Source organism: Volucribacter psittacicida, from assembly GCF_004339025.1.
In the GTDB taxonomy this organism is placed as follows: Bacteria; Pseudomonadota; Gammaproteobacteria; order Enterobacterales; family Pasteurellaceae; genus Volucribacter; species Volucribacter psittacicida.
In genome coordinates this window covers 212,096-230,650 of the sequence record NZ_SMFT01000003.1, presented here as the reverse complement: position 1 = coordinate 230,650, position 18,555 = coordinate 212,096, and the positions used below count along the sequence as shown (strand labels likewise).

Here is an 18,555-nt window from a genome sequence, read left to right as displayed (position 1 = left end):
AATAATGAGGCAAAAGCTATCCTACAAGGATAGCTTTATTTTATGATGAAGTACACTTATCAAAAAATTTTTCTATTTTGCACCGCACTTTATACCGCCAATACTTTGGCTCAAGCGTATGCCATTAAACAACAAGATCCAAATGAACAATTTTCTAGCTCGATGCCAAAGATCCTTGATAAACCTGTTTATCAACATTCTTTACCTGAACAAAAAACACCACAAAACATTGAACTAACCGAGCAACAACTTGCTCAACAGCCAGAATTAATCAAACGAGGGTTTATTCCCGCTTTACTAGAAAATAATGCCCCTGCGGTAAAAATTTTATATCCTTTATATCATGATCTTGCCGATCCTGATCCTTATTTACTTGATTGGGGACAAGCTATACTGGATAAAGAGAAAGGAAATTACCCACAAGCTATTAAACTATATCGTAAGCTATTTGCCATTAACCCCGATATTCTTCCTCTACGTTATCAATTAGCCCAAACCTTATGGTTAAATAATGATAATATCGCCGCCAAAGATCAATTTGAAAAATTGCGAGCCGAAAATATCTCTCCACAATTTAATCAATTAATGGATCAATATATTGATGGTTTAAATAAACGTGATCAATGGGAAATCAGTTTTGGACTGAATTATATTAGCGAATCAAATATCAATAATGCCCCCAAAACACCTTATATTGGGCAATGGAAAACATGGCAAAAAGAAAGTGCAAAAGGGTTAGGCTATCATCTTAACCTCAACAAAAAATGGTCATTACCTCATCAATTATTTAGTAAATTTGAAAGCCAGTTTTATGGTAAATATTATTGGGATAACCAAAAGTATAATGAACTTAATCTCCGTTTAGGCATTGGTTTAGGCTATCAAAATGCACAGCAACAAATTAGTTTAACCCCTTTTGTGGAAAAACGCTGGTACGCTGGCGGTAGTCAGGGTAGTAATAGCCTCAAACAATATGCCGATAATGCAGGAATGCGTGTGTATTTTAGTCAATGGCTAAGCCCAAATTGGCAAGCCATAAGTTGGCTAGAATATGCTGAACAACGCTATAAAACTCGCCACCATCTTAACGGAAATCATTATTTTTGGTCAAATAGCCTCATTTATTTACCCCATAGCGAGCAATATTGGCTAATAGGTGCTGATTATCAACGGGATAATACACGAGATAAAGATAACGCTTTTGATCGTAAATCCTTGCGACTTGGTTGGGGGCAAGAATGGAAATGGGGAATTTCTAGCTTTGCTTCTTTCAATTATGCGAGACGAAAATATAAAGCCGCTGATTTTTTTAATATTCAACAAAAAAATAATGAATATGCAATGCAAATTAGCCTTTGGCATCGTAATATTCATTTTTTTGGCGTAACCCCAAGACTCACTTGGCAATACCAAAAATACACAAGCAATCATCCACTTTATCAATATGATAAAAATCGGCTTTATCTTGAGTTAAGTAAAAGGTTTTAAAAAATGAACGCTCAGATAAATGCAATGAAAAAGTTATTTTCTTTATAAACGGTGTAATGGACAAAATAGTTGCTAAAAAGTGGCTTGAAGCCTTATAGTACAAGGCTTTAACCTACTTTTTTGAAAATGAACAAAAAACTTGTCCTTTTTGCTTAAATCTGAATATTAAGAAACATGGCACTCAAAATCATATTCAACGCTATAAATGCAATCATTGTAATAAAACGTTTACCTTTCAAAACAAATTAAATCCCACAGAAATTTGGTTTCATTATTCTCAAGGAAAACAGACGTATAAAGAGCTTGCCATTAAATATCAATGTTCTTGTTAAAACAATTCAAAGATATATTGATAAAGCGCCTAAAACAGCTTTAAAACTTCCTCTATCAATACATTTAAATATTATTATGGATACCACTTTCTTTAAGCGAGATTTTGGTGTGTTAGTGTTAATGGATAGCCTGACAGAAAAAGTGATTTATCATCAAATTGTAAAAACAGAAAAGGCTATTTATTATCAACTCGCTTTAAACAAATTAATAGAAAAAGGCTATATTATTCAATCAATTACCTGCGATGGTCGTCGTGGACTATTAAAAGAGATATTCAATACGCCTGCTCAAATGTGCCATTTTCATCTAGTGGCAATGGTGATGAGAAAATTAAGAAAAAAGCATCAATCTCAGGCTGGAAAGGAATTAAAAATCATTGTGAAAACTTTAAAGGAAAGCCAAAAACATGATTTCTTTCGTCGTTTGCATTATTGGTATTTAAAACATCAAGATTATTTGAATGAACGCTCAGAGAAATGCAATGAGAAAGGTTATTTTCCTTATAAACATAAAGGATTAAGAGGGGCATTAGCGAGTATTAAATATTATGAAAAATATTTATTTACCTTTGAAAAGTATACGGAATTAAATATTGAAAAAACAACAAATCGGTTAGAAGGTTTATTTAGTGAACTTAAGCGGAAATTAATTAATCACAATGGATTAAGCAGAAAGCGTAAGATTATGTTTATAAAGGATTTTTTAAATAAAAAGAGTTACTAACAACTTGAGAAAATTATTATTAGCAACTATTTTGTCCACTTGAAAGCATAATGGGCAGATTAGCAACTATTTTGTCCATTACACCTTATAAACATAAAGGATTAAGTAGAAAAATGGACAAAATCCCACATTTTTGTCCATTAAACCAAGTTTTTCACTCTTACTAATACAACAAATATACCACAAACAATACCCAGAATATTGTCAAAATAGGCCCAAGTAAGCCAATAACAATACCACCAAGACGAAATTCTGATTGTTTAATTAGTCCTGTGCTGAAAGCGATAGCATTTGGCGGCGTAGAAACAGGTAAAAATAAAGCACAAGAAGCACATATACCAATCGCCAATGGCAGAATAATTGGATTAATTTCGCCACCAAACATTTTTAATAAAGATAAAGCCACAGGAATAAGAATCGTAGTAGCCGCCGTATTACTCATAAAATTAGAAAGTAATACCGTAATGAAGCTAAACATAATCAATAATGCCATAAAACTAATATTAATATGGCTTAATTGTTGAACAAAATGACTAGCAATTTGTTGTTCTTCAATGGCTAACCCCAATGCAAGTCCGCCAGCCACTAACATTAAGGTATCCCAAGGTAATTTACGTACATCTTCTGCATCAATAATACCAAGCATTGTTAGTCCAACAATAGGAATACCTGATGCAGCAGCCACAGGAATAGAAAACCATTTGGCGGTTAACCAAAAGAAAAGTGTAACCGCCAAAATAACCAATACAATACTTTTTTGTGTTTTTTGCTCTACCGTCACTGTTTTAGGCTGTTGCTGTAAAAAGGAAAAATCTAAACTTGCCTGTTTATTAATGCGATAGCGTACTAATAATACGCGCCAAAAAATAAATAATAGAATAAAGGCTAAAGGCGTACCAACCAACATCCATTCCAAGAAAGAAATATGATATCCCATATTTTCTAAAGCTCCTACCGCAATAGCATTAGGGGCTGAACCAATAATTGTTCCAATTCCGCCAATAGAAGCAGCGGCGGGGATACCTAATAATAATGCACGGGATAAATTAGATTTTTTATCAAGAGAAGCAAATAATGGGGCAAATGTGGCTATCATCATGCTGTTGTAGCAGTGTTACTCATTAACATTGATATTGCACCTGTAATTAGCATAACTCCCCATAATACATTTTTAGGGTTAGTGCCAAATTTGGGTAACATTGTTTTTAGTAATGCCACATCTAATTCTGTTTTTTTCATGGCTTCCGCTAGGAAAAAGCCGCCTAAAAATAACCAAATTACGCTATCCGACCAAGTTTGCAAATACTGAATGGCATTTTCCGCATCACTGCGTCCCATAATAAATACTAAAAAACCAATAATTAAAATGCCGACAGAAAATGGTGGAATCGCCTCAGTTACCCAGAGCGAAATGGCAAAAAATAGTAAGAAGAGAACGTAATTTTGAGTTTGAGTGAAGGTAGGATCCGAGGCTAATAACATTAATCCCCAACCGATCACTAGGGATAATAAAAAATAAAACACTTTCCTTTTTCGTGCGAGGGCTAATGGATAATGTGTCAGTTTTTTTAATGATGAATAAAGCGAATCTGCCATAAAAAACACCCTTATTTAGTTAAATAATAAGAGGTATATAAACATAAATTAGGGCAACTTTCTTTGATCTTTCTCGTAAATTTAAAATTTTATAAAAAATAACCGCACTTTAAAAAGTGCGGTTTAATTTATACTTATTTTATTATTAAGCGATTACAAAGCACGCAAAATCGCGTCAACACTTTCTTTGGCATCGCCCAGTAACATTTGTGTATTATCTTTAAAGAACAATGGGTTTTGCACGCCTGCATAGCCAACGCCCATAGAGCGTTTAAACACGATCACATTTTGTGCTTTCCACACTTCTAATACTGGCATACCTGCAATTGGGCTAGATGGATCGTCCATTGCCGCTGGGTTTACGGTATCATTCGCACCAATTACTAAAACCACATCGGTGTCTGGGAAATCTTCGTTAATTTCGTCCATTTCTAACACCACGTCATAAGGCACTTTGGCTTCGGCTAATAATACGTTCATATGTCCTGGTAGGCGTCCTGCAACAGGGTGAATACCAAAGCGTACATTTACACCTCGCTCACGCAATTTTTGAGTGATTTCAGCCACTGGATATTGTGCTTGTGCTACAGCCATACCATATCCTGGGGTAATAATGACAGAGTTGGCATTTTTTAACATTTCAGCCACTTCTTCGGCACTGGTTTCACGATGCTCGCCATAATCCTGATCATCTGAGGCTTGTACATCATTACCAAAACCACCTGCAATAACGCTAATAAATGAACGGTTCATGGCTTTACACATAATGTAAGATAAAATTGCCCCCGATGAGCCAACTAATGCCCCTGTAACAATTAATAAATCATTGCTCAACATAAAGCCCGCTGCTGCGGCTGCCCAACCAGAATAAGAGTTAAGCATTGATACCACAACCGGCATATCAGCCCCACCGATTGAAGCCACTAAGTGCCATCCGAAAGCAAGGGCAATGGCGGTCATTAAGAGAACAGGGAAAATATTTTCTGGTGAATTTAAGAAAGCAATCATTAATAATGCTGATACCACTAACGCCGCTAAATTAAGTTTATGGCGATGAGGTAACATTAAGGCTTTGGAGTTAATGATTCCACGTAATTTACCAAAGGCAACCACAGAACCTGTAAAGGTTACTGCACCAATAAAGATGCCTAAGAAAACTTCCACATTATGGATATTAGCTAATACGGCTTGCTCTGCTAAGAAAACCGCTTTACCCGCTTCATCTAAATAAGCAGGAACTTCTGCGGCGTGATGTAAGCCATAACTATTAAAGCCGACTAATACGGCAGCTAATCCCACAAAGCTATGTAAAATCGCCACTAATTCAGGCATTTCGGTCATTTCAACTTTTAAGGCTTGGCGAATACCAATCGCCGCCCCTATTGCCATTGATAATAAGATCCAAAATTGTCCTTTTACCGCTGGGCCGAAAATGGTGGCAACTAAAGCAATCGCCATACCCACGATACCATACCAACAACCAGCTTTGGCTGTTTCGTGCTTAGAAAGCCCTGCTAGACTCATAATGAAAAGCAGTGCTGCAACAATATAAGCTGCTTGAACTAAACCTTCAGACATTGCTTTCCTCCTTAACCTTTTCTAAACATCGAAAGCATACGTTGGGTAACTTTAAAGCCCCCAAAGATATTAATACTAGCGACTAAAATCGCAATAAAGGCAAGTAAACTGATAAAGAAACTGCCCTGCCCAATTTGTAACAATGCTCCCACAATAATAATGCCTGAAATGGCATTAGTTACCGCCATAAGTGGAGTATGTAAGGCGTGGCTGACATTCCATACCACATAATATCCCACCACACAGGCTAAAACAAAGACGGTAAAATGAGAAAGGAAAGAGGTTGGAGTAACAGAGGCTACCCATAAATATAACAAGGCAACAATCGCCATAATGCCATACTTCACTTTAGGATTAGTTGGTTTTTCTTCCACTTTCACTGCTTCTACCGCAGGTTTTGCTTTAGGTTGAGCAGAGACTTGAATTGGTGGAGCTGGCCAAGTAACTTCACCATTTTTAATCACTGTAACACCACGAAGGACGACATCATCAAAATCAATGTTGATATTACCGTCTTTTTCTTTACATAATAATTTGAGTAAATTCACTAAATTAGTGCCGTAAAGTTGTGATGACTGAGTTGGTAAACGGCTTGGTAAATCGGTATAACCAATAATTTTTACCTGATTTTCGGTAGTCACTACTTCGCCTGCTTTTGATAATTCACAGTTACCACCTGTGGCGGCGGCTAAATCCACAATCACTGAACCTGGTTTCATTGACTCAACCATTTCTTTGGTAATTAGGCGTGGCGCAGGTTTTCCAGGGATTAATGCGGTGGTAATAATAATATCTACCTCTTTCGCTTGTTCCGCATATAATTCTAACGCTCGGCGATTAAATTCTTCAGACATCACTTTGGCATAACCATCGCCTGATCCACCTTCTTCTTTAAAATCAATCTCAAGGAAACTGGCGCCCATTGATTCCACTTGTTCTTTTACTTCTGGACGAGAATCAAAGGCACGCACGATCGCCCCTAAGCTATTGGCAGCACCGATAGCAGCAAGCCCTGCTACCCCTGCACCAATAACCAATACTTTTGCAGGTGGTACTTTACCAGCCGCTGTAATTTGCCCCGTAAAAAAGCTACCAAATTCATGCGCCGCTTCAACTACCGCACGATAACCTGCGATATTTGCCATTGAACTTAAAGCATCAAGGGATTGCGCTCGAGAAATACGAGGTACAGCGTCCATAGCTAATACATTAATTTTTTTAGCTGACAATTTTTCCATTAACTGAGGATTTTGTGCTGGCCAAATAAAACTTACTAAGGTTGCGCCGTCCTTAATTAATTCAACTTCCTGATCAGTAGGTGCATTAACTTTAAAAATAATATCTGCTTGCCATACTTCTTGTGCCGAACCAATTTTAGCGCCCGCCTCTACAAAGGCTTGATCTTCAAAACTTGCTTTAAAACCCGCATCATGTTCAACAATCACGTCAAAACCAAGTTTCAAGATCTGCTGTACAGTTTTCGGCGTTGCCGCCACACGACATTCATTGTCAAGCAGTTCTCTAGGTACACCAATTAGCATAATTATTTATTCCTTATAATTGGTTAATCAATAACTTCGGAAAACTTCCCGCCCATATCAAATCACAACTATGACTCGACATCATTTAGATTATAGCCAAACCAACACATTCTCTAAATAAGAACGTTCAATGATTTTAGCTATCGTCTCAATTTACCACTAAAGCGAGCAAAATAACAAAGACTTTTTTTCAATTAATCTGACAGCTCACAACAATAAGTTTTCATCGCATAAATTTCTCGTTAAAATGCCAAATTCAATAAGATCGTTCACCCTTAATTTAGGATAAATTACTATGCAATTTCCTCCTTTACAGCCTGCTAAATTGATTCGCCGTTATAAACGCTTTATGGCCGATATTGAATTACCCAATGGAGAAACAACCACTATTCATTGTGCCAATACAGGCACAATGCTAGGCTGCGGCAGTGCTGGCGATAGAATTTGGTATTCTGATTCTAAAAACCTTACACGCAAATACCCCCTTTCTTGGGAGCTTACCCAACTTAACGAACAACAATTTGTTTGTATCAACACGCATCGTTCTAATCAACTTACCCTAGAAGCATTACAAAATAAGCAAATTAGCCAACTTGCCGAATATGACGAAATTTATCCTGAAGTGAAATATGGCAAAGAAAATAGCCGAATTGATTTCTTACTAAAAGGCAAAGGACTCGTAGATTGCTATGTAGAAGTCAAATCAGTTACCTTAGTACGCCATGAACTTGGGCAATTTCCTGATGCTGTCACCACACGCGGGCAAAAACATTTACGCGAACTTATGGCTATCAAACAACAAGGTAAAAGAGCGGTAGTTTTTTTCGCAGGATTACATAATGGTTTTCATCATTTTCGTGTCGCCGAAGATATTGATCCTGAATACCAACAATTATTACAACAGGCTGTTGAGCTTGGTGTTGAAGTCTATTGCTATGCAGGAGAGTTTGAATTTCAACAGCACATTCCTTGTGGGTTAAAACTTACAAATTCTGTTCCTGTACTTATATAAGTTAATATTGTAAATATTTGTAAATGAATTTGCTTAACTTAATGATAATAATTATCATTAATAACCATAATAACAACAAACATAAATAGATAATCACTCCAACATTTCAGCACCTCTTCCCCCACAACAGAGGTGCTTTTTTTATTTTCCGCATAATCCCCTTTTCATTTATGATTGCAATCCCTATAATGTGGCTTTATTAAAAAAATCAACCAACTTAGGAAAAATTATGACTGACATCAATGTTGTTCTCGCGGAACTCAAGCGCGGTGTAGATGAAATTCTTTCCGAACAGGATTTAGTGGAAAAATTAAAAGAAAATCGTCCGTTGCGGATAAAACTTGGTGCTGATCCTACCGCACCTGATATTCATTTAGGGCATACCGTTGTGCTTAACAAATTACGCCAATTTCAACAATTTGGGCATGAAGTCATTTTCCTAATTGGCGATTTTACTGGTATGGTGGGCGATCCTTCGGGTAAAAACACCACTCGTCCACCACTCAGTCGTGAAGATGTTTTGCGTAATGCGGAAACTTATAAACAACAAATCTTTAAAATCCTTGATCCACAAAAAACCCGCATTGTGTTCAATTCCGAATGGTTAGGACAATTAGGCACAGAGGGAATGATTCGTTTAGCCAGTAATTATACTGTGGCACGTATGCTAGAACGTGATGATTTCAAAAAACGTTTTAATAATAATCAACCTATTGCCATTCACGAATTTATTTACCCATTATTGCAAGGGCATGACTCTGTGGCATTAGAAGCCGATGTAGAATTAGGCGGAACAGACCAAAAATTCAACTTATTAGTGGGACGTGAACTGCAAAAATCAGCAGGACAAAAACCACAAGTTGCCATTACCCTACCATTATTAGTGGGATTAGATGGCGAGAAAAAAATGTCTAAATCCTTAGGCAATTATATTGGAGTAACCGATTCGCCATCAGAAATGTTTGGTAAAGTGATGTCCATTTCCGATGAATTAATGTGGAATTGGTATAACCTGCTTTCTTTCCGTCCATTAAGTGAAATTGAGCAATTAAAACAAGAAGTTGCACAAGGCAAAAATCCGCGTGATGTCAAAATCTTATTAGCGAAAGAAATTATTGCTCGTTTTCATAATGAGGAAGCGGCTGAAAGTGCAGAACAAGAGTTTATTAACCGTTTCCAAAAAGGGGCGATGCCTGATGAAATGCCAGAATTTACCTTTACTGGCGAGATTGGCTTGGCTACCTTGTTGAAAGAGGCTGGTTTAGTTGCCTCAACCTCAGAAGCCATTCGTATGGCTCAACAAGGGGGAGTAAAAATTAATGGCGAAAAAGTAGAAGATGTCAAAGCCAATGCACAATCGGGTACTGCGGTTTATCAAGTAGGTAAACGCAAATTTGCTCGAGTTACAGTGGCATAGACCATAACATCTTTCTCATCAACCTTCTATCCCCTCTTTATTCAGAGGGGATTTCACATATTATTAAATAAGGATTGCTTTATGAATAAAATTTGGGTAACAGGCGATGCCGTAGTAGATTTAATTCCTGATGGCGAACAACATTATCTCAAATGTGCAGGGGGGGCACCTGCCAATGTGGCGGTTGGGGTTTCACGTTTAGGTTGCCAAAGTGCATTTATTGGACGAGTGGGCAAAGATCCCCTTGGCGAATTTATGCGAAATACCTTAAAAGCAGAAAAGGTCAATACCGAACATCTTATTTTAGATCCACAACAACGTACCTCTACCGTTGTGGTTGGGTTAGATAATGGTGAACGTAGCTTTACTTTTATGGTCAATCCAAGTGCGGATCAATTTTTACAAGTTTCAGATTTGCCTAATTTTCAAGCCAATGAATGGCTACATTGTTGCTCTATTGCCTTAATTAATAATCCCTCAAGGGAAGCTACTTTTGAAGCAATTCGCCGTATCAAATCCGTAGGCGGTTTCTTCTCATTTGATCCAAATTTACGGGAAAGTTTATGGTCCTCTTTTGAAGAAATGAAAAATGTGGTTAATCAAGCCATCGCGTTAGCCGATGTGATTAAACTTTCCGAAGAAGAACTCACCTTATTAACCGATACGGATAATTTACAAGAAGGCTTTAGCAAAATCATTGCCCTACACCCTGATAAATTAATCATTATTACCCTTGGTAAAGACGGAGCGTTATACCATATCAATGGACAACAAAATATTATCAAAGGAAAAGCCATTCAACCTGTTGATACCACTGGAGCAGGCGATGCATTCGTGGGCGGTTTATTAGCAGGACTTTCCCAACACCAAGATTGGCAAGAAATTAATACCTTAGAAAAAATTATTCAACAAGCGAATGCTTGCGGTGCCTTAGCCACCACAGCCAAAGGGGCAATGTCCGCCTTACCAAATCAACAACAACTTGCTACCTACTTAGCAAAATAAAAAGGCGAGGGAAATTTATGCAACATATCTTTAACCAAGGCAAATATCGCAGTATCTTATCTGCCCAACCTACAGAATTAGCTCAAATAAAAAGTGCGGTGGATTCTGACCAAAATTTTCGCCCCCATTATCATATCGCCCCGCCTACAGGCTTACTTAACGATCCTAATGGGCTTATTTTTGATGGCAAGCATTATCACATATTCTATCAATGGTTTCCCTTTGATGCCTTACATGGTATGAAACATTGGCAACACCTCATTACTGCCGATTTCTTACATTATCAACAGGGAGAAATGCTTATTCCTGATCAACTATTTGAATCCCATGGTTGCTATTCTGGCGGTGCATTGCCCCTTGATGAAGCGCATTTTGCCGTGTTTTATACAGGCAACACAAGACGAGCCAGCGATAATCAGCGTATTCCGTTCCAAAATCTTGCGATTTTCCATAAAAATGGCACATTGATCCGTAAACGTGCATTAATAGAGCAAGCCCCTAAAGGCTATACTGAACACGTCAGAGATCCTAAACCTTACTATACGGAACAAGGAAAAATTCGTTTTATTTGCGGTGCACAACGCCAAGATCTCACGGGAACAGCCCTTATCTATGAAATGGATAACATTGAGGATACGCCACGTTTATTAGGCGAACTTTCCCTCCCTGAATTTAATAACCAACAAGTCTTTATGTGGGAATGCCCAGATCTGCTCAAACTGACTGGACAAGATATTTTTATTTGGTCGCCACAAGGCAAAGCTCGTGAACACAGTCAATATCAAAACAATTACCACGCTGTCTATGCTATTGGCAAGCAAAAAGATCTTCATTTCCAAGCACAACATATTGCCGAACTTGATCAAGGTTTTGACTTTTATGCACCACAAACCTTTGCTGGTTTAGACAATTCCTCACAAACCATTATGCTCGGCTGGGTGGGGTTACCTGATTTAACCTATCCTACGGATAAATTTAAATGGCATTCAATGCTTTCATTACCAAGAGCTATTTCGGTACAACAAGGAAAATTAATCCAACGTCCTATCGCTCAAATTTATCACTCATTAAGCCAAAAACAGCATTTAACCTTACCTGCTGGACAACATAACATTGACCAATTAGATCGTGCCTATCTCAATCTAAAATTGGACAATCAACCCTTTAAGATAAAATTATTCAACAACAATGAACAACAACATTTAACCCTAAGCTATGCAGAGGGAATGTTATGCTTAGATCGCAGCCATACGGAGCAAACAGAACTCATGCAACAATTTGGCAGCCAGCGTTATTGCCAAGTAGATAAACTTGAACAAATTGAACTATTTTTCGATCAATCTGTCTTGGAAATTTTTATTAATCAAGGGGAAAAAGTGATGGCCTCACGTTTCTTTATCGCGAATAGAAAGCCGATAATAGAAAGCGATATATCACTCAATCTTGAGTTGGCGTATCCGCAGGCGATTGAAAATAAATAAAAAAAGCACCGCACTTTGTTTTTTTAGTATAAAGTGCGGTGCTTTTTTTGAATTATTTTTTTGCTTTTCTTTCTCCGTCATTGCTAACGGGCTTCGCCCTCTTTTACAAAGGGACGACTTACTTTCTTTGCTTGCACAAAGAAAGTAAGCCAAAATGTCCCTCAACCCTTGTCCCCTTCACCATCAGGCCAAGCATTAACAACGGCTTTTACTAATGTTGCTAGGGGAATTGCAAAAAAGACTCCCCAAAATCCCCATAAACCGCCAAATATGAGTACGGAAATAATAATGGTTAAGGGATGTAAATTCACAGCTTCGGAAAAGAGGAAAGGGACTAATAAATTGCCGTCTAAAATTTGGCTAACAATATAGGCAATCATAATATACCAAAAGGTAGGGGATATACCGAATTGTGAAACAGCGATAATTGTAACGGGAATAGTGATGAGTACAGCACCAATATAAGGAATTAAGACGGATAAGCCGACACCAACGGCTAAGAGTAATGGATAATATAGACCAAAATAGAGAAATATCCCATAACTGATAACCGTCATAATAATAATTTCTATGATTTTTCCACGAATATAATTGGCGATTTGTTGTTTCATTTCTATCCAAACTTGCGAGGCTAGGTGGCGGTTACGTGGTAGGAATTTGCTGACCCCTGCGATTAATTCTGCTTTATCTTTAAGGAGAAAAAAGACCATTAATGGCACTAAGAAAGTATAAATCCCTATGGTAACAAGGCTCATAATGGAGGTCAGTGAAAGTTTTAAGGCGGATTCCGCAAAGGTTAAGATTTTATCTCTTGAAGCTGTGAAAAAAGAATCAATTAAAGCATAATCAATAAGTTCGGGATAGCTTTCGGGTAAGGATAAAACCCAAGCGTGAAATTGATTAATCATATTGGGTAAGTCCCGCAATAAATTGAGGGTTTGATTCCATAAATTAGGGATAAGCACAATAATGGTAAATAAGGTAAAAGCGAGGAAACTACCGAGGACGATAAATAAAGCGATACCATAGGGTAACTTGATTTTTTCTGAGAGAAATCGAATCGGCCATTCTAAGAGATAAGCTAGTACAATGGCAATTAATAATGGGGCAATTAAATCGCTAAAAAAATAAATGGCAATAAAAGCAAATAGTAAAATGGCGAATAATCCCATGGCTTGAGGGTCGCTAAAACGCCGATAATACCAAGTTTTCAGCATTTCTAACATGGGTAGCTCCTTGTTTTATCTTGTTGTTTTGTGTAATGTTGTGATTATAGCAAGTTATTATTGAGAAAAAAGCTGAAATAAGGAGAAAAGCATGGGCACCTTGATTTATCATAATCCAGACTGTTCAAAAAGCAGGCAAACTTTGGCATTGTTGCGACAGCAAGGCATTGAGCCTGATATTATTTGTTATCTCTCTCATCAGTTTAGCCTAGAGGAACTGAAAGATTTAAAGCAAAAGTTACAGTTATCCAGTGTAAGACAGATGATGAGAGTAAAAGAACAATGTTATGAACAGCTTGATTTAGCCAATGAAAACTTATCAGAACAAGCATTATTCCAAGCCATTATCCAAAATCCTATTTTGTTAGAACGTCCGATTGTGGTAAAGGGAAATCAAGCTAAAATTGGTCGTCCACCTGAAGCGATATTAGCTATATTGAGCTCTTCATAAAAATTAATGAAATTGAGACCGCACTTTGTTGTATGAGGTTGCTTGAAAATCAAAGATCTTCACTATAGAATAGCCAATGGGAAAGGAAACTTTCCCTTTTTTGAGTTATTTATTCACAAAGAGGTAAAATTATGGCAAAGAAAACATCGTTGTCATCGCAACAAATAACGGTTTATTGTCATCAAAAAGGCAATATTCACGATAATGGATTGTTTGCGTTGATTAAAGATCCTTTATTTCGTCAACGAGTGGAGAGAAAGCGTAAAGGGAAAGGAAGTTATCAGCGTAAGGCAAAACATAAAAATGATTATTTGGCAAAGCCCGATCATAAAATTTTAGAGAAAAGAGATTTTATGAGCGGGCTTTTTTATGATAGTTGTGTATTAATCAAATAAGGAAAGAAAAATGAGTATTGAAAAACAACCTTTGTTTTCAAATAGTTGGACAGTGCGTATTGGCGATCCTGGCGAAGAAGGGGCAAATAGCCATTTATTTGAAACCACCTATGTGGATTTAGAGGCTTATTGGCAAGGGGAACAATTACATTATTGTTTTACACGCAAAATCGAAGAGCATATTGAGTTGCAACAAGAATTTATTGATTTAAAAGAATTATTTAAGTTTTTACAAGATTATATGGATCCGATTAGCCTTGGCTTACTTGGCGTGAATATTGGGAAATTATTATCGGAGAAAAACCAATAGAGATTCTGGCTTAAAATAATAGCATATTGGCACGCCTCGCCCTACAACTTTGTAGCGTCTTTGGCGTACCGTCTTTGGCGTGCCATCTTATCTCATTTCAAATTGAAATAACGTCAAAAATCCACCTTTGCTTGAAAAAACATATTTTCTCCTGTGATAGGGTGGGTAATTTGTAATGTTTCAGCATGTAAGCATAAACGTGGTTCAAGAGATTTTGCGTGCGGTGGGGCGTAAAACTTATCGCCTAAAATAGGGTGTCCAAGGGCAACAAGGTGTAAGCGTAACTGATGAGAGCGTCCTGTAATCGGATTAAGTTGTACTCTCGTGGTATTATTAGCGAGCCTCTCTAAAACTCGATACTCGGTTACGGCTTTTTTTCCTCGTTCAAAACAAATCATTTGGCGTGGACGATTTTCCCAATCGCAAATCAGCGGTAACTCAATGCGTCCTTGCTCAGCTTGAATATGTCCCCATACCAAGGCTTGATATTGCTTTTTAGGTTCACGTTCACGAAATTGACGTTTTAATTCACGATCAGCTTGTTTGCTTAAGGCGAATAAAAGTAATCCACTGGTTGACATATCTAAACGATGAGCTGGTTCACAAAAACCATATTTTTGTTTTACCCTTGTCATCGCACTATCAAAAAATTGCGGTTGGCTTCCCGGGACAGAAAGTAGCCCACTGGGTTTATTAACCACAATAATATAATCATCGCGGTAAATAATATCCAGCCAAGGCTCAATAGGAGGATGATATTCAAGTAATGCCATTTTATTCTTTATTACTCATAATGACACGCAGACTATCTAAACGCCAGTCTGCTTGATTTAATGCTTGCAATGATTGTAAGCGAATTTGTTGTAATTTTTCAATTTCTTCCGTTCGGATATTTTTATTAACCCGTTGTAAAGCAATAAGACGATCTAATTCTTGGGTCAGCACTTGCTCACATTGCTGTTTGGCTTGCTCAATGAATTGTTCAGCATAAGGACGAACCATAGATTTAGCTTGCTCTAATCCTTGCTCAATATCAGAACGAACGGCTTTAACAATTTTATGAGAAAGCTGTTTTTTCATTGGCTTAAGTTGCTTATTGAGCTGGTTAAAGCTCACTTTTTCGGCTAAATTATTACCATTTTTATCCACAAGTAAACGAATTGGGGTTGGCGGTAAAAAACGCTCTAATTGCAATATTTTAGGGGCTTGTACTTCCACCACAAAAATGAGTTCTAGTAGTAGCGTACCTGTTGGAAGATGTTTATTGATTAATAAAGCCGTACTGGCTTTACCAATATCACCACTGGTTAATAAATCAATACCATGACACATCATCGGATGATCCCAAGTTAAAAACTCAAGATCTTCACGTGCTAGGGCTAAATCCCGTTGTAATGTGAAGCTGGTCGTTTCCGCTTTTATCCCCGGGAAATCTGGAATGAGCATATTGCCTGTTGTTGAAAGCGTAAAGCAATTTTCGCCTAAATCTTCTTGTTCTAAACCAATAATATCAAAAAGTTGATAGGCAAATTGTGCTAATTCTTGGCTATTATCTTGACGAGCAATTTGTTCCGCTAATTGCTGTCCTTTTATGCCACCATAAGAATGAATTTCTAATAGACGATCTCGCCCCTGTTCTAATTGTTGTTGCAATGCTTGACGCTGCTGTTGCGTGCTTAACAAAAACTGTTGGAAATCTTGTTCTAAGGCTTGTGTTGGTTTTGTATTATGTAAAAAATATTCTAATTTCTCACCGCACTTGGCAAAAAGCGTAGCCCCTGTTGGGCAAGTTTGCTCAAAGGCATTTAATCCTTGATGATACCATTGTGCCAAACGTTGTTGTGCGGAGTCGTCAAAATACAAAGTATAAATATGAATATCTTGTTGTTGCCCAATACGATCCAAACGCCCAATACATTGTTCTAAGCGATCAGGGTGAGCAGGTAAATTAAATAAAATAAGATGATGAGCAAATTGGAAATTTCGCCCCTCTGAACCAATATGGGAACTTAATAAAACTTGCGCCCCGCCTTCTTGTTGAGCAAAATAAGCACTCGCACGATCTCGCTCAATGATTGACATATTTTCGTGGAATAAAGCACAACGAATCCCCTCTTTTTCTCGTAATGCCTGTTCTAATTGAATAGCCGTATTCGCTTGCTGGCAAATGACAAGTACTTTGTTCTCTCGATGATGTTTCAGAAAGTCCATTAACCATTCAATGCGAGGATCAAAATCCCACCAAGCCGCGTCTGGATTAAGCTGCTGGAAAATTTGTTCAGGGTAAAAGAGATTTTCTTCTTCATTCTGTTGTAATAATCCCATTACCTTAATGGCATTCTGATATTGTTTCGGTTGAGGGAGACTAATAGGATGGTAAATCCGCTGCGGAAAGCCTTGTACGCTTTGACGGCTATTACGAAATAAAACACGACTTGTACCATGACGATCAATTAAATCATCAATTAATCGCTGACGAGCTTGTTGGCTTTGTTCCTTTGGTTGTTCAAGCTGGGCAAATAATGTGGCACAATCCTGCTCGGTCAATAAAGAAGCAATATGTTGTTTTTGTTCTTCTGTTAATGCTTGTTCACTTAATAAACTTTCTACCGCTTGTGAAACGGGTTGATATTGAGCTTGTTCTGCACAAAATGCTTGGAAATCATAAAAACGATCAGGATCTAATAAACGTAAACGGGCAAAATGGCTGGCTAAACCTAATTGCTCTGGTGTTGCGGTTAATAATAATACCGCAGGAATTTTTTGGGTAAGTTGCTCAATACATTGATATTCCGGGCTTGCTCCTTGTTCTGACCAAGCAAGATGATGAGCTTCATCCACAATCAACATATCAAATTCCGCCTGTTTTAATTGAGTAACCCGCTGCGGATATTGTACTAGCCAATCCAAAGCACAAATGATTAAGTTCTCACTGGCAAAAGGATTAAGTGGTTCATTCTCTTCAGGACGATCAAAATCCGCACAACGTTCTTCATCAAATAAAGCAAAATTTAAATTAAAACGGCGTAGCATTTCCACTAACCACTGATGTTGCAGATTTTCTGGCACAACAATCAAAGCACGCGTAATTTTGTGATGAAACAGTTGCTGTTGCAAAATCATACCAGCCTCAATGGTTTTACCCAATCCCACTTCATCAGCCAACAAGACACGAGGATAAACCCGTTGCCCCACTTCTTTGGCAATATGTAACTGATGGGCAATTAAAGAAGCACGAATGCCACGCAATCCACGCAAGGAAGAAAGATATTGATCTTGCTGATGTAATAATGCTTGATAACGTAAAACAAAATGATCATTACGATCAATTTGAGCAGAAAATAAACGATCTTGAGGTTTACCAAAGCTAATTTGATGGGCTAAATCAATCTCTTTAATCACACAAATACGCTGATCTTCCAAGGTTTCCACTTGATAAACCACAAGATCTTCACCTTCATCAACTGCCAACACCTTGCCTTGCCAACCTGTATGATGTTGAATAATATCGCCCACATTAAATAAAATACGCACCAAAGGCGCTGAATTTACCGCATAAATGCGTTGTTCATCGGCAATAGGAAATAAAATCGTTACAGTGCGTTGATCACATTCTACGATAATCCCTAAACCTAAATTATTTTCTGTTTCACTAATCCAGCGTTGTCCAAGTTTAAATAACATAAAATTCCATTCGAATAGCCATTTTGCAAAGCCGGCTATTCTAGCGGATTTTTACTTTGTCGGCTACTATCGTTGTGATACTCATGTTAGATTAGCATACCTGTTGTACTATTCTTTAATAACAATAAGTGCGGTCTGTTTTTAACTTATTTTTACGCTTATAAAATTGCTTTATCTTTCCTGATATTATCTCGTTAAGATTTCTATTTGCTACAAAAATAAAGTTAATTACAATTAAACACCTAATTTGGTAGTCTATACTTGACACGAATCAACTAACAGTGTAAAAGTAAGCAACGTTTTTCACATAAGGAA

The 18,555-nt window shown here is 37.5% G+C and carries 15 protein-coding genes and 1 pseudogene; 10 read left to right on the top strand and 6 right to left on the bottom strand.

The window, feature by feature from the left end; all coding sequences use genetic code 11:
- Positions 1–45 precede the first annotated feature (45 nt).
- The 3 genes from EV694_RS07885 to EV694_RS07880 all read left to right on the top strand — a co-directional run bounded on the left by EV694_RS07885 (position 46) and on the right by EV694_RS07880 (position 2,544).
- A complete protein-coding gene (locus EV694_RS07885) occupies positions 46–1,488 on the top strand; it encodes a surface lipoprotein assembly modifier (protein ID WP_132691306.1) in 1,443 nt (480 codons plus the stop codon).
- Between the two features lie 158 nt (positions 1,489–1,646).
- The gene (locus tag EV694_RS11120) at positions 1,647–1,820 is read left to right on the top strand and encodes an IS1/IS1595 family N-terminal zinc-binding domain-containing protein (RefSeq protein ID WP_424580056.1); all 174 of its coding nucleotides are present in this window, start codon (positions 1,647–1,649) and stop codon (positions 1,818–1,820) included.
- Positions 1,792–2,544, top strand: coding sequence for an IS256 family transposase, variant Zn-binding type (locus EV694_RS07880; protein ID WP_424580053.1), 753 nt, complete (start codon positions 1,792–1,794; stop codon positions 2,542–2,544). The genes EV694_RS11120 and EV694_RS07880 overlap by 29 nt, the downstream gene beginning before the upstream one ends.
- Before the next feature lie 163 nt (positions 2,545–2,707).
- Here EV694_RS07880 and EV694_RS07875 read toward each other — a convergent pair.
- The 3 genes and pseudogenes from EV694_RS07875 to pntA all read right to left on the bottom strand — a co-directional run bounded on the left by EV694_RS07875 (position 2,708) and on the right by pntA (position 7,259).
- Positions 2,708–4,026: pseudogene (locus tag EV694_RS07875) on the bottom strand (SLC13 family permease).
- Positions 4,027–4,293: 267 nt separating this feature from the next.
- The gene (gene pntB / locus EV694_RS07870) at positions 4,294–5,718 is read right to left on the bottom strand and encodes a Re/Si-specific NAD(P)(+) transhydrogenase subunit beta (RefSeq protein ID WP_132691262.1); all 1,425 of its coding nucleotides are present in this window, start codon (positions 5,716–5,718) and stop codon (positions 4,294–4,296) included.
- Positions 5,719–5,729: 11 nt separating this feature from the next.
- Positions 5,730–7,259 carry a Re/Si-specific NAD(P)(+) transhydrogenase subunit alpha gene (pntA, locus tag EV694_RS07865; protein ID WP_132691260.1) on the bottom strand — a complete coding sequence of 510 codons (1,530 nt, stop codon included), beginning with the start codon at positions 7,257–7,259 and terminating at the stop codon, positions 5,730–5,732.
- Between the two features lie 295 nt (positions 7,260–7,554).
- Between pntA and sfsA the strand changes: the two genes are divergently transcribed.
- The 4 genes from sfsA (at position 7,555) to EV694_RS07845 (ending at position 12,174) form a co-directional block, all read left to right on the top strand.
- On the top strand, positions 7,555–8,271 hold the full coding sequence (sfsA, locus tag EV694_RS07860; RefSeq protein WP_132691258.1) for a DNA/RNA nuclease SfsA: 717 nt from the start codon (positions 7,555–7,557) through the stop codon (positions 8,269–8,271).
- 229 nt (positions 8,272–8,500) lie between these two features.
- The gene (gene tyrS, locus EV694_RS07855; protein ID WP_132691256.1) at positions 8,501–9,688 is read left to right on the top strand and encodes a tyrosine--tRNA ligase; all 1,188 of its coding nucleotides are present in this window, start codon (positions 8,501–8,503) and stop codon (positions 9,686–9,688) included.
- Between the two features lie 81 nt (positions 9,689–9,769).
- The gene (locus EV694_RS07850; protein WP_132691254.1) at positions 9,770–10,693 is read left to right on the top strand and encodes an aminoimidazole riboside kinase; all 924 of its coding nucleotides are present in this window, start codon (positions 9,770–9,772) and stop codon (positions 10,691–10,693) included.
- 17 nt (positions 10,694–10,710) lie between these two features.
- Positions 10,711–12,174 (top strand): glycoside hydrolase family 32 protein, encoded by a 1,464-nt coding sequence (locus EV694_RS07845; RefSeq protein WP_132691252.1) that lies wholly within the window; start codon positions 10,711–10,713, stop codon positions 12,172–12,174.
- 161 nt (positions 12,175–12,335) lie between these two features.
- On the opposite strand, the gene EV694_RS07840 is transcribed toward EV694_RS07845, so the two are convergent.
- Positions 12,336–13,400 (bottom strand): AI-2E family transporter, encoded by a 1,065-nt coding sequence (locus EV694_RS07840; RefSeq protein ID WP_132691250.1) that lies wholly within the window; start codon positions 13,398–13,400, stop codon positions 12,336–12,338.
- A gap of 91 nt (positions 13,401–13,491) precedes the next feature.
- On the opposite strand from EV694_RS07840, the gene arsC reads away from it, so the two are divergent.
- From arsC to EV694_RS07825, 3 genes are all read left to right on the top strand, one after another.
- Positions 13,492–13,851: an arsenate reductase (glutaredoxin) gene (gene arsC, locus EV694_RS07835; protein WP_132691248.1), complete on the top strand. Its 360-nt coding sequence runs from the start codon at positions 13,492–13,494 to the stop codon at positions 13,849–13,851.
- Positions 13,852–13,982: 131 nt separating this feature from the next.
- Positions 13,983–14,246: an alternative ribosome-rescue factor A gene (locus tag EV694_RS07830; RefSeq protein WP_132691246.1), complete on the top strand. Its 264-nt coding sequence runs from the start codon at positions 13,983–13,985 to the stop codon at positions 14,244–14,246.
- 10 nt (positions 14,247–14,256) lie between these two features.
- Entirely contained in the window at positions 14,257–14,556 is a 300-nt protein-coding gene (locus EV694_RS07825; protein ID WP_132691244.1) for a DUF5377 family protein, read from the top strand.
- A gap of 113 nt (positions 14,557–14,669) precedes the next feature.
- Here EV694_RS07825 and rluA read toward each other — a convergent pair whose 3' ends face one another.
- Positions 14,670–15,329 carry a bifunctional tRNA pseudouridine(32) synthase/23S rRNA pseudouridine(746) synthase RluA gene (gene rluA, locus EV694_RS07820; protein WP_132691242.1) on the bottom strand — a complete coding sequence of 220 codons (660 nt, stop codon included), beginning with the start codon at positions 15,327–15,329 and terminating at the stop codon, positions 14,670–14,672.
- A gap of 1 nt (position 15,330) precedes the next feature.
- On the bottom strand, positions 15,331–18,240 hold the full coding sequence (rapA, locus tag EV694_RS07815) for an RNA polymerase-associated protein RapA (RefSeq protein WP_132691240.1): 2,910 nt from the start codon (positions 18,238–18,240) through the stop codon (positions 15,331–15,333).
- Positions 18,241–18,555: the final 315 nt, after the last annotated feature.

Coding starts and splice junctions, on each gene's coding strand:
- EV694_RS07885 (WP_132691306.1), top strand. CDS start 46: ATGAAGTACACTTATCAAAAAATTTTTCTATTTTGCACCGCACTTTAT.
- pntB (WP_132691262.1), bottom strand. CDS start 5,718: ATGTCTGAAGGTTTAGTTCAAGCAGCTTATATTGTTGCAGCACTGCTT.
- pntA (WP_132691260.1), bottom strand. CDS start 7,259: ATGCTAATTGGTGTACCTAGAGAACTGCTTGACAATGAATGTCGTGTG.
- sfsA (WP_132691258.1), top strand. CDS start 7,555: ATGCAATTTCCTCCTTTACAGCCTGCTAAATTGATTCGCCGTTATAAA.
- tyrS (WP_132691256.1), top strand. CDS start 8,501: ATGACTGACATCAATGTTGTTCTCGCGGAACTCAAGCGCGGTGTAGAT.
- EV694_RS07850 (WP_132691254.1), top strand. CDS start 9,770: ATGAATAAAATTTGGGTAACAGGCGATGCCGTAGTAGATTTAATTCCT.
- EV694_RS07845 (WP_132691252.1), top strand. CDS start 10,711: ATGCAACATATCTTTAACCAAGGCAAATATCGCAGTATCTTATCTGCC.
- EV694_RS07840 (WP_132691250.1), bottom strand. CDS start 13,400: ATGTTAGAAATGCTGAAAACTTGGTATTATCGGCGTTTTAGCGACCCT.
- arsC (WP_132691248.1), top strand. CDS start 13,492: ATGGGCACCTTGATTTATCATAATCCAGACTGTTCAAAAAGCAGGCAA.
- EV694_RS07830 (WP_132691246.1), top strand. CDS start 13,983: ATGGCAAAGAAAACATCGTTGTCATCGCAACAAATAACGGTTTATTGT.
- EV694_RS07825 (WP_132691244.1), top strand. CDS start 14,257: ATGAGTATTGAAAAACAACCTTTGTTTTCAAATAGTTGGACAGTGCGT.
- rluA (WP_132691242.1), bottom strand. CDS start 15,329: ATGGCATTACTTGAATATCATCCTCCTATTGAGCCTTGGCTGGATATT.
- rapA (WP_132691240.1), bottom strand. CDS start 18,240: ATGTTATTTAAACTTGGACAACGCTGGATTAGTGAAACAGAAAATAAT.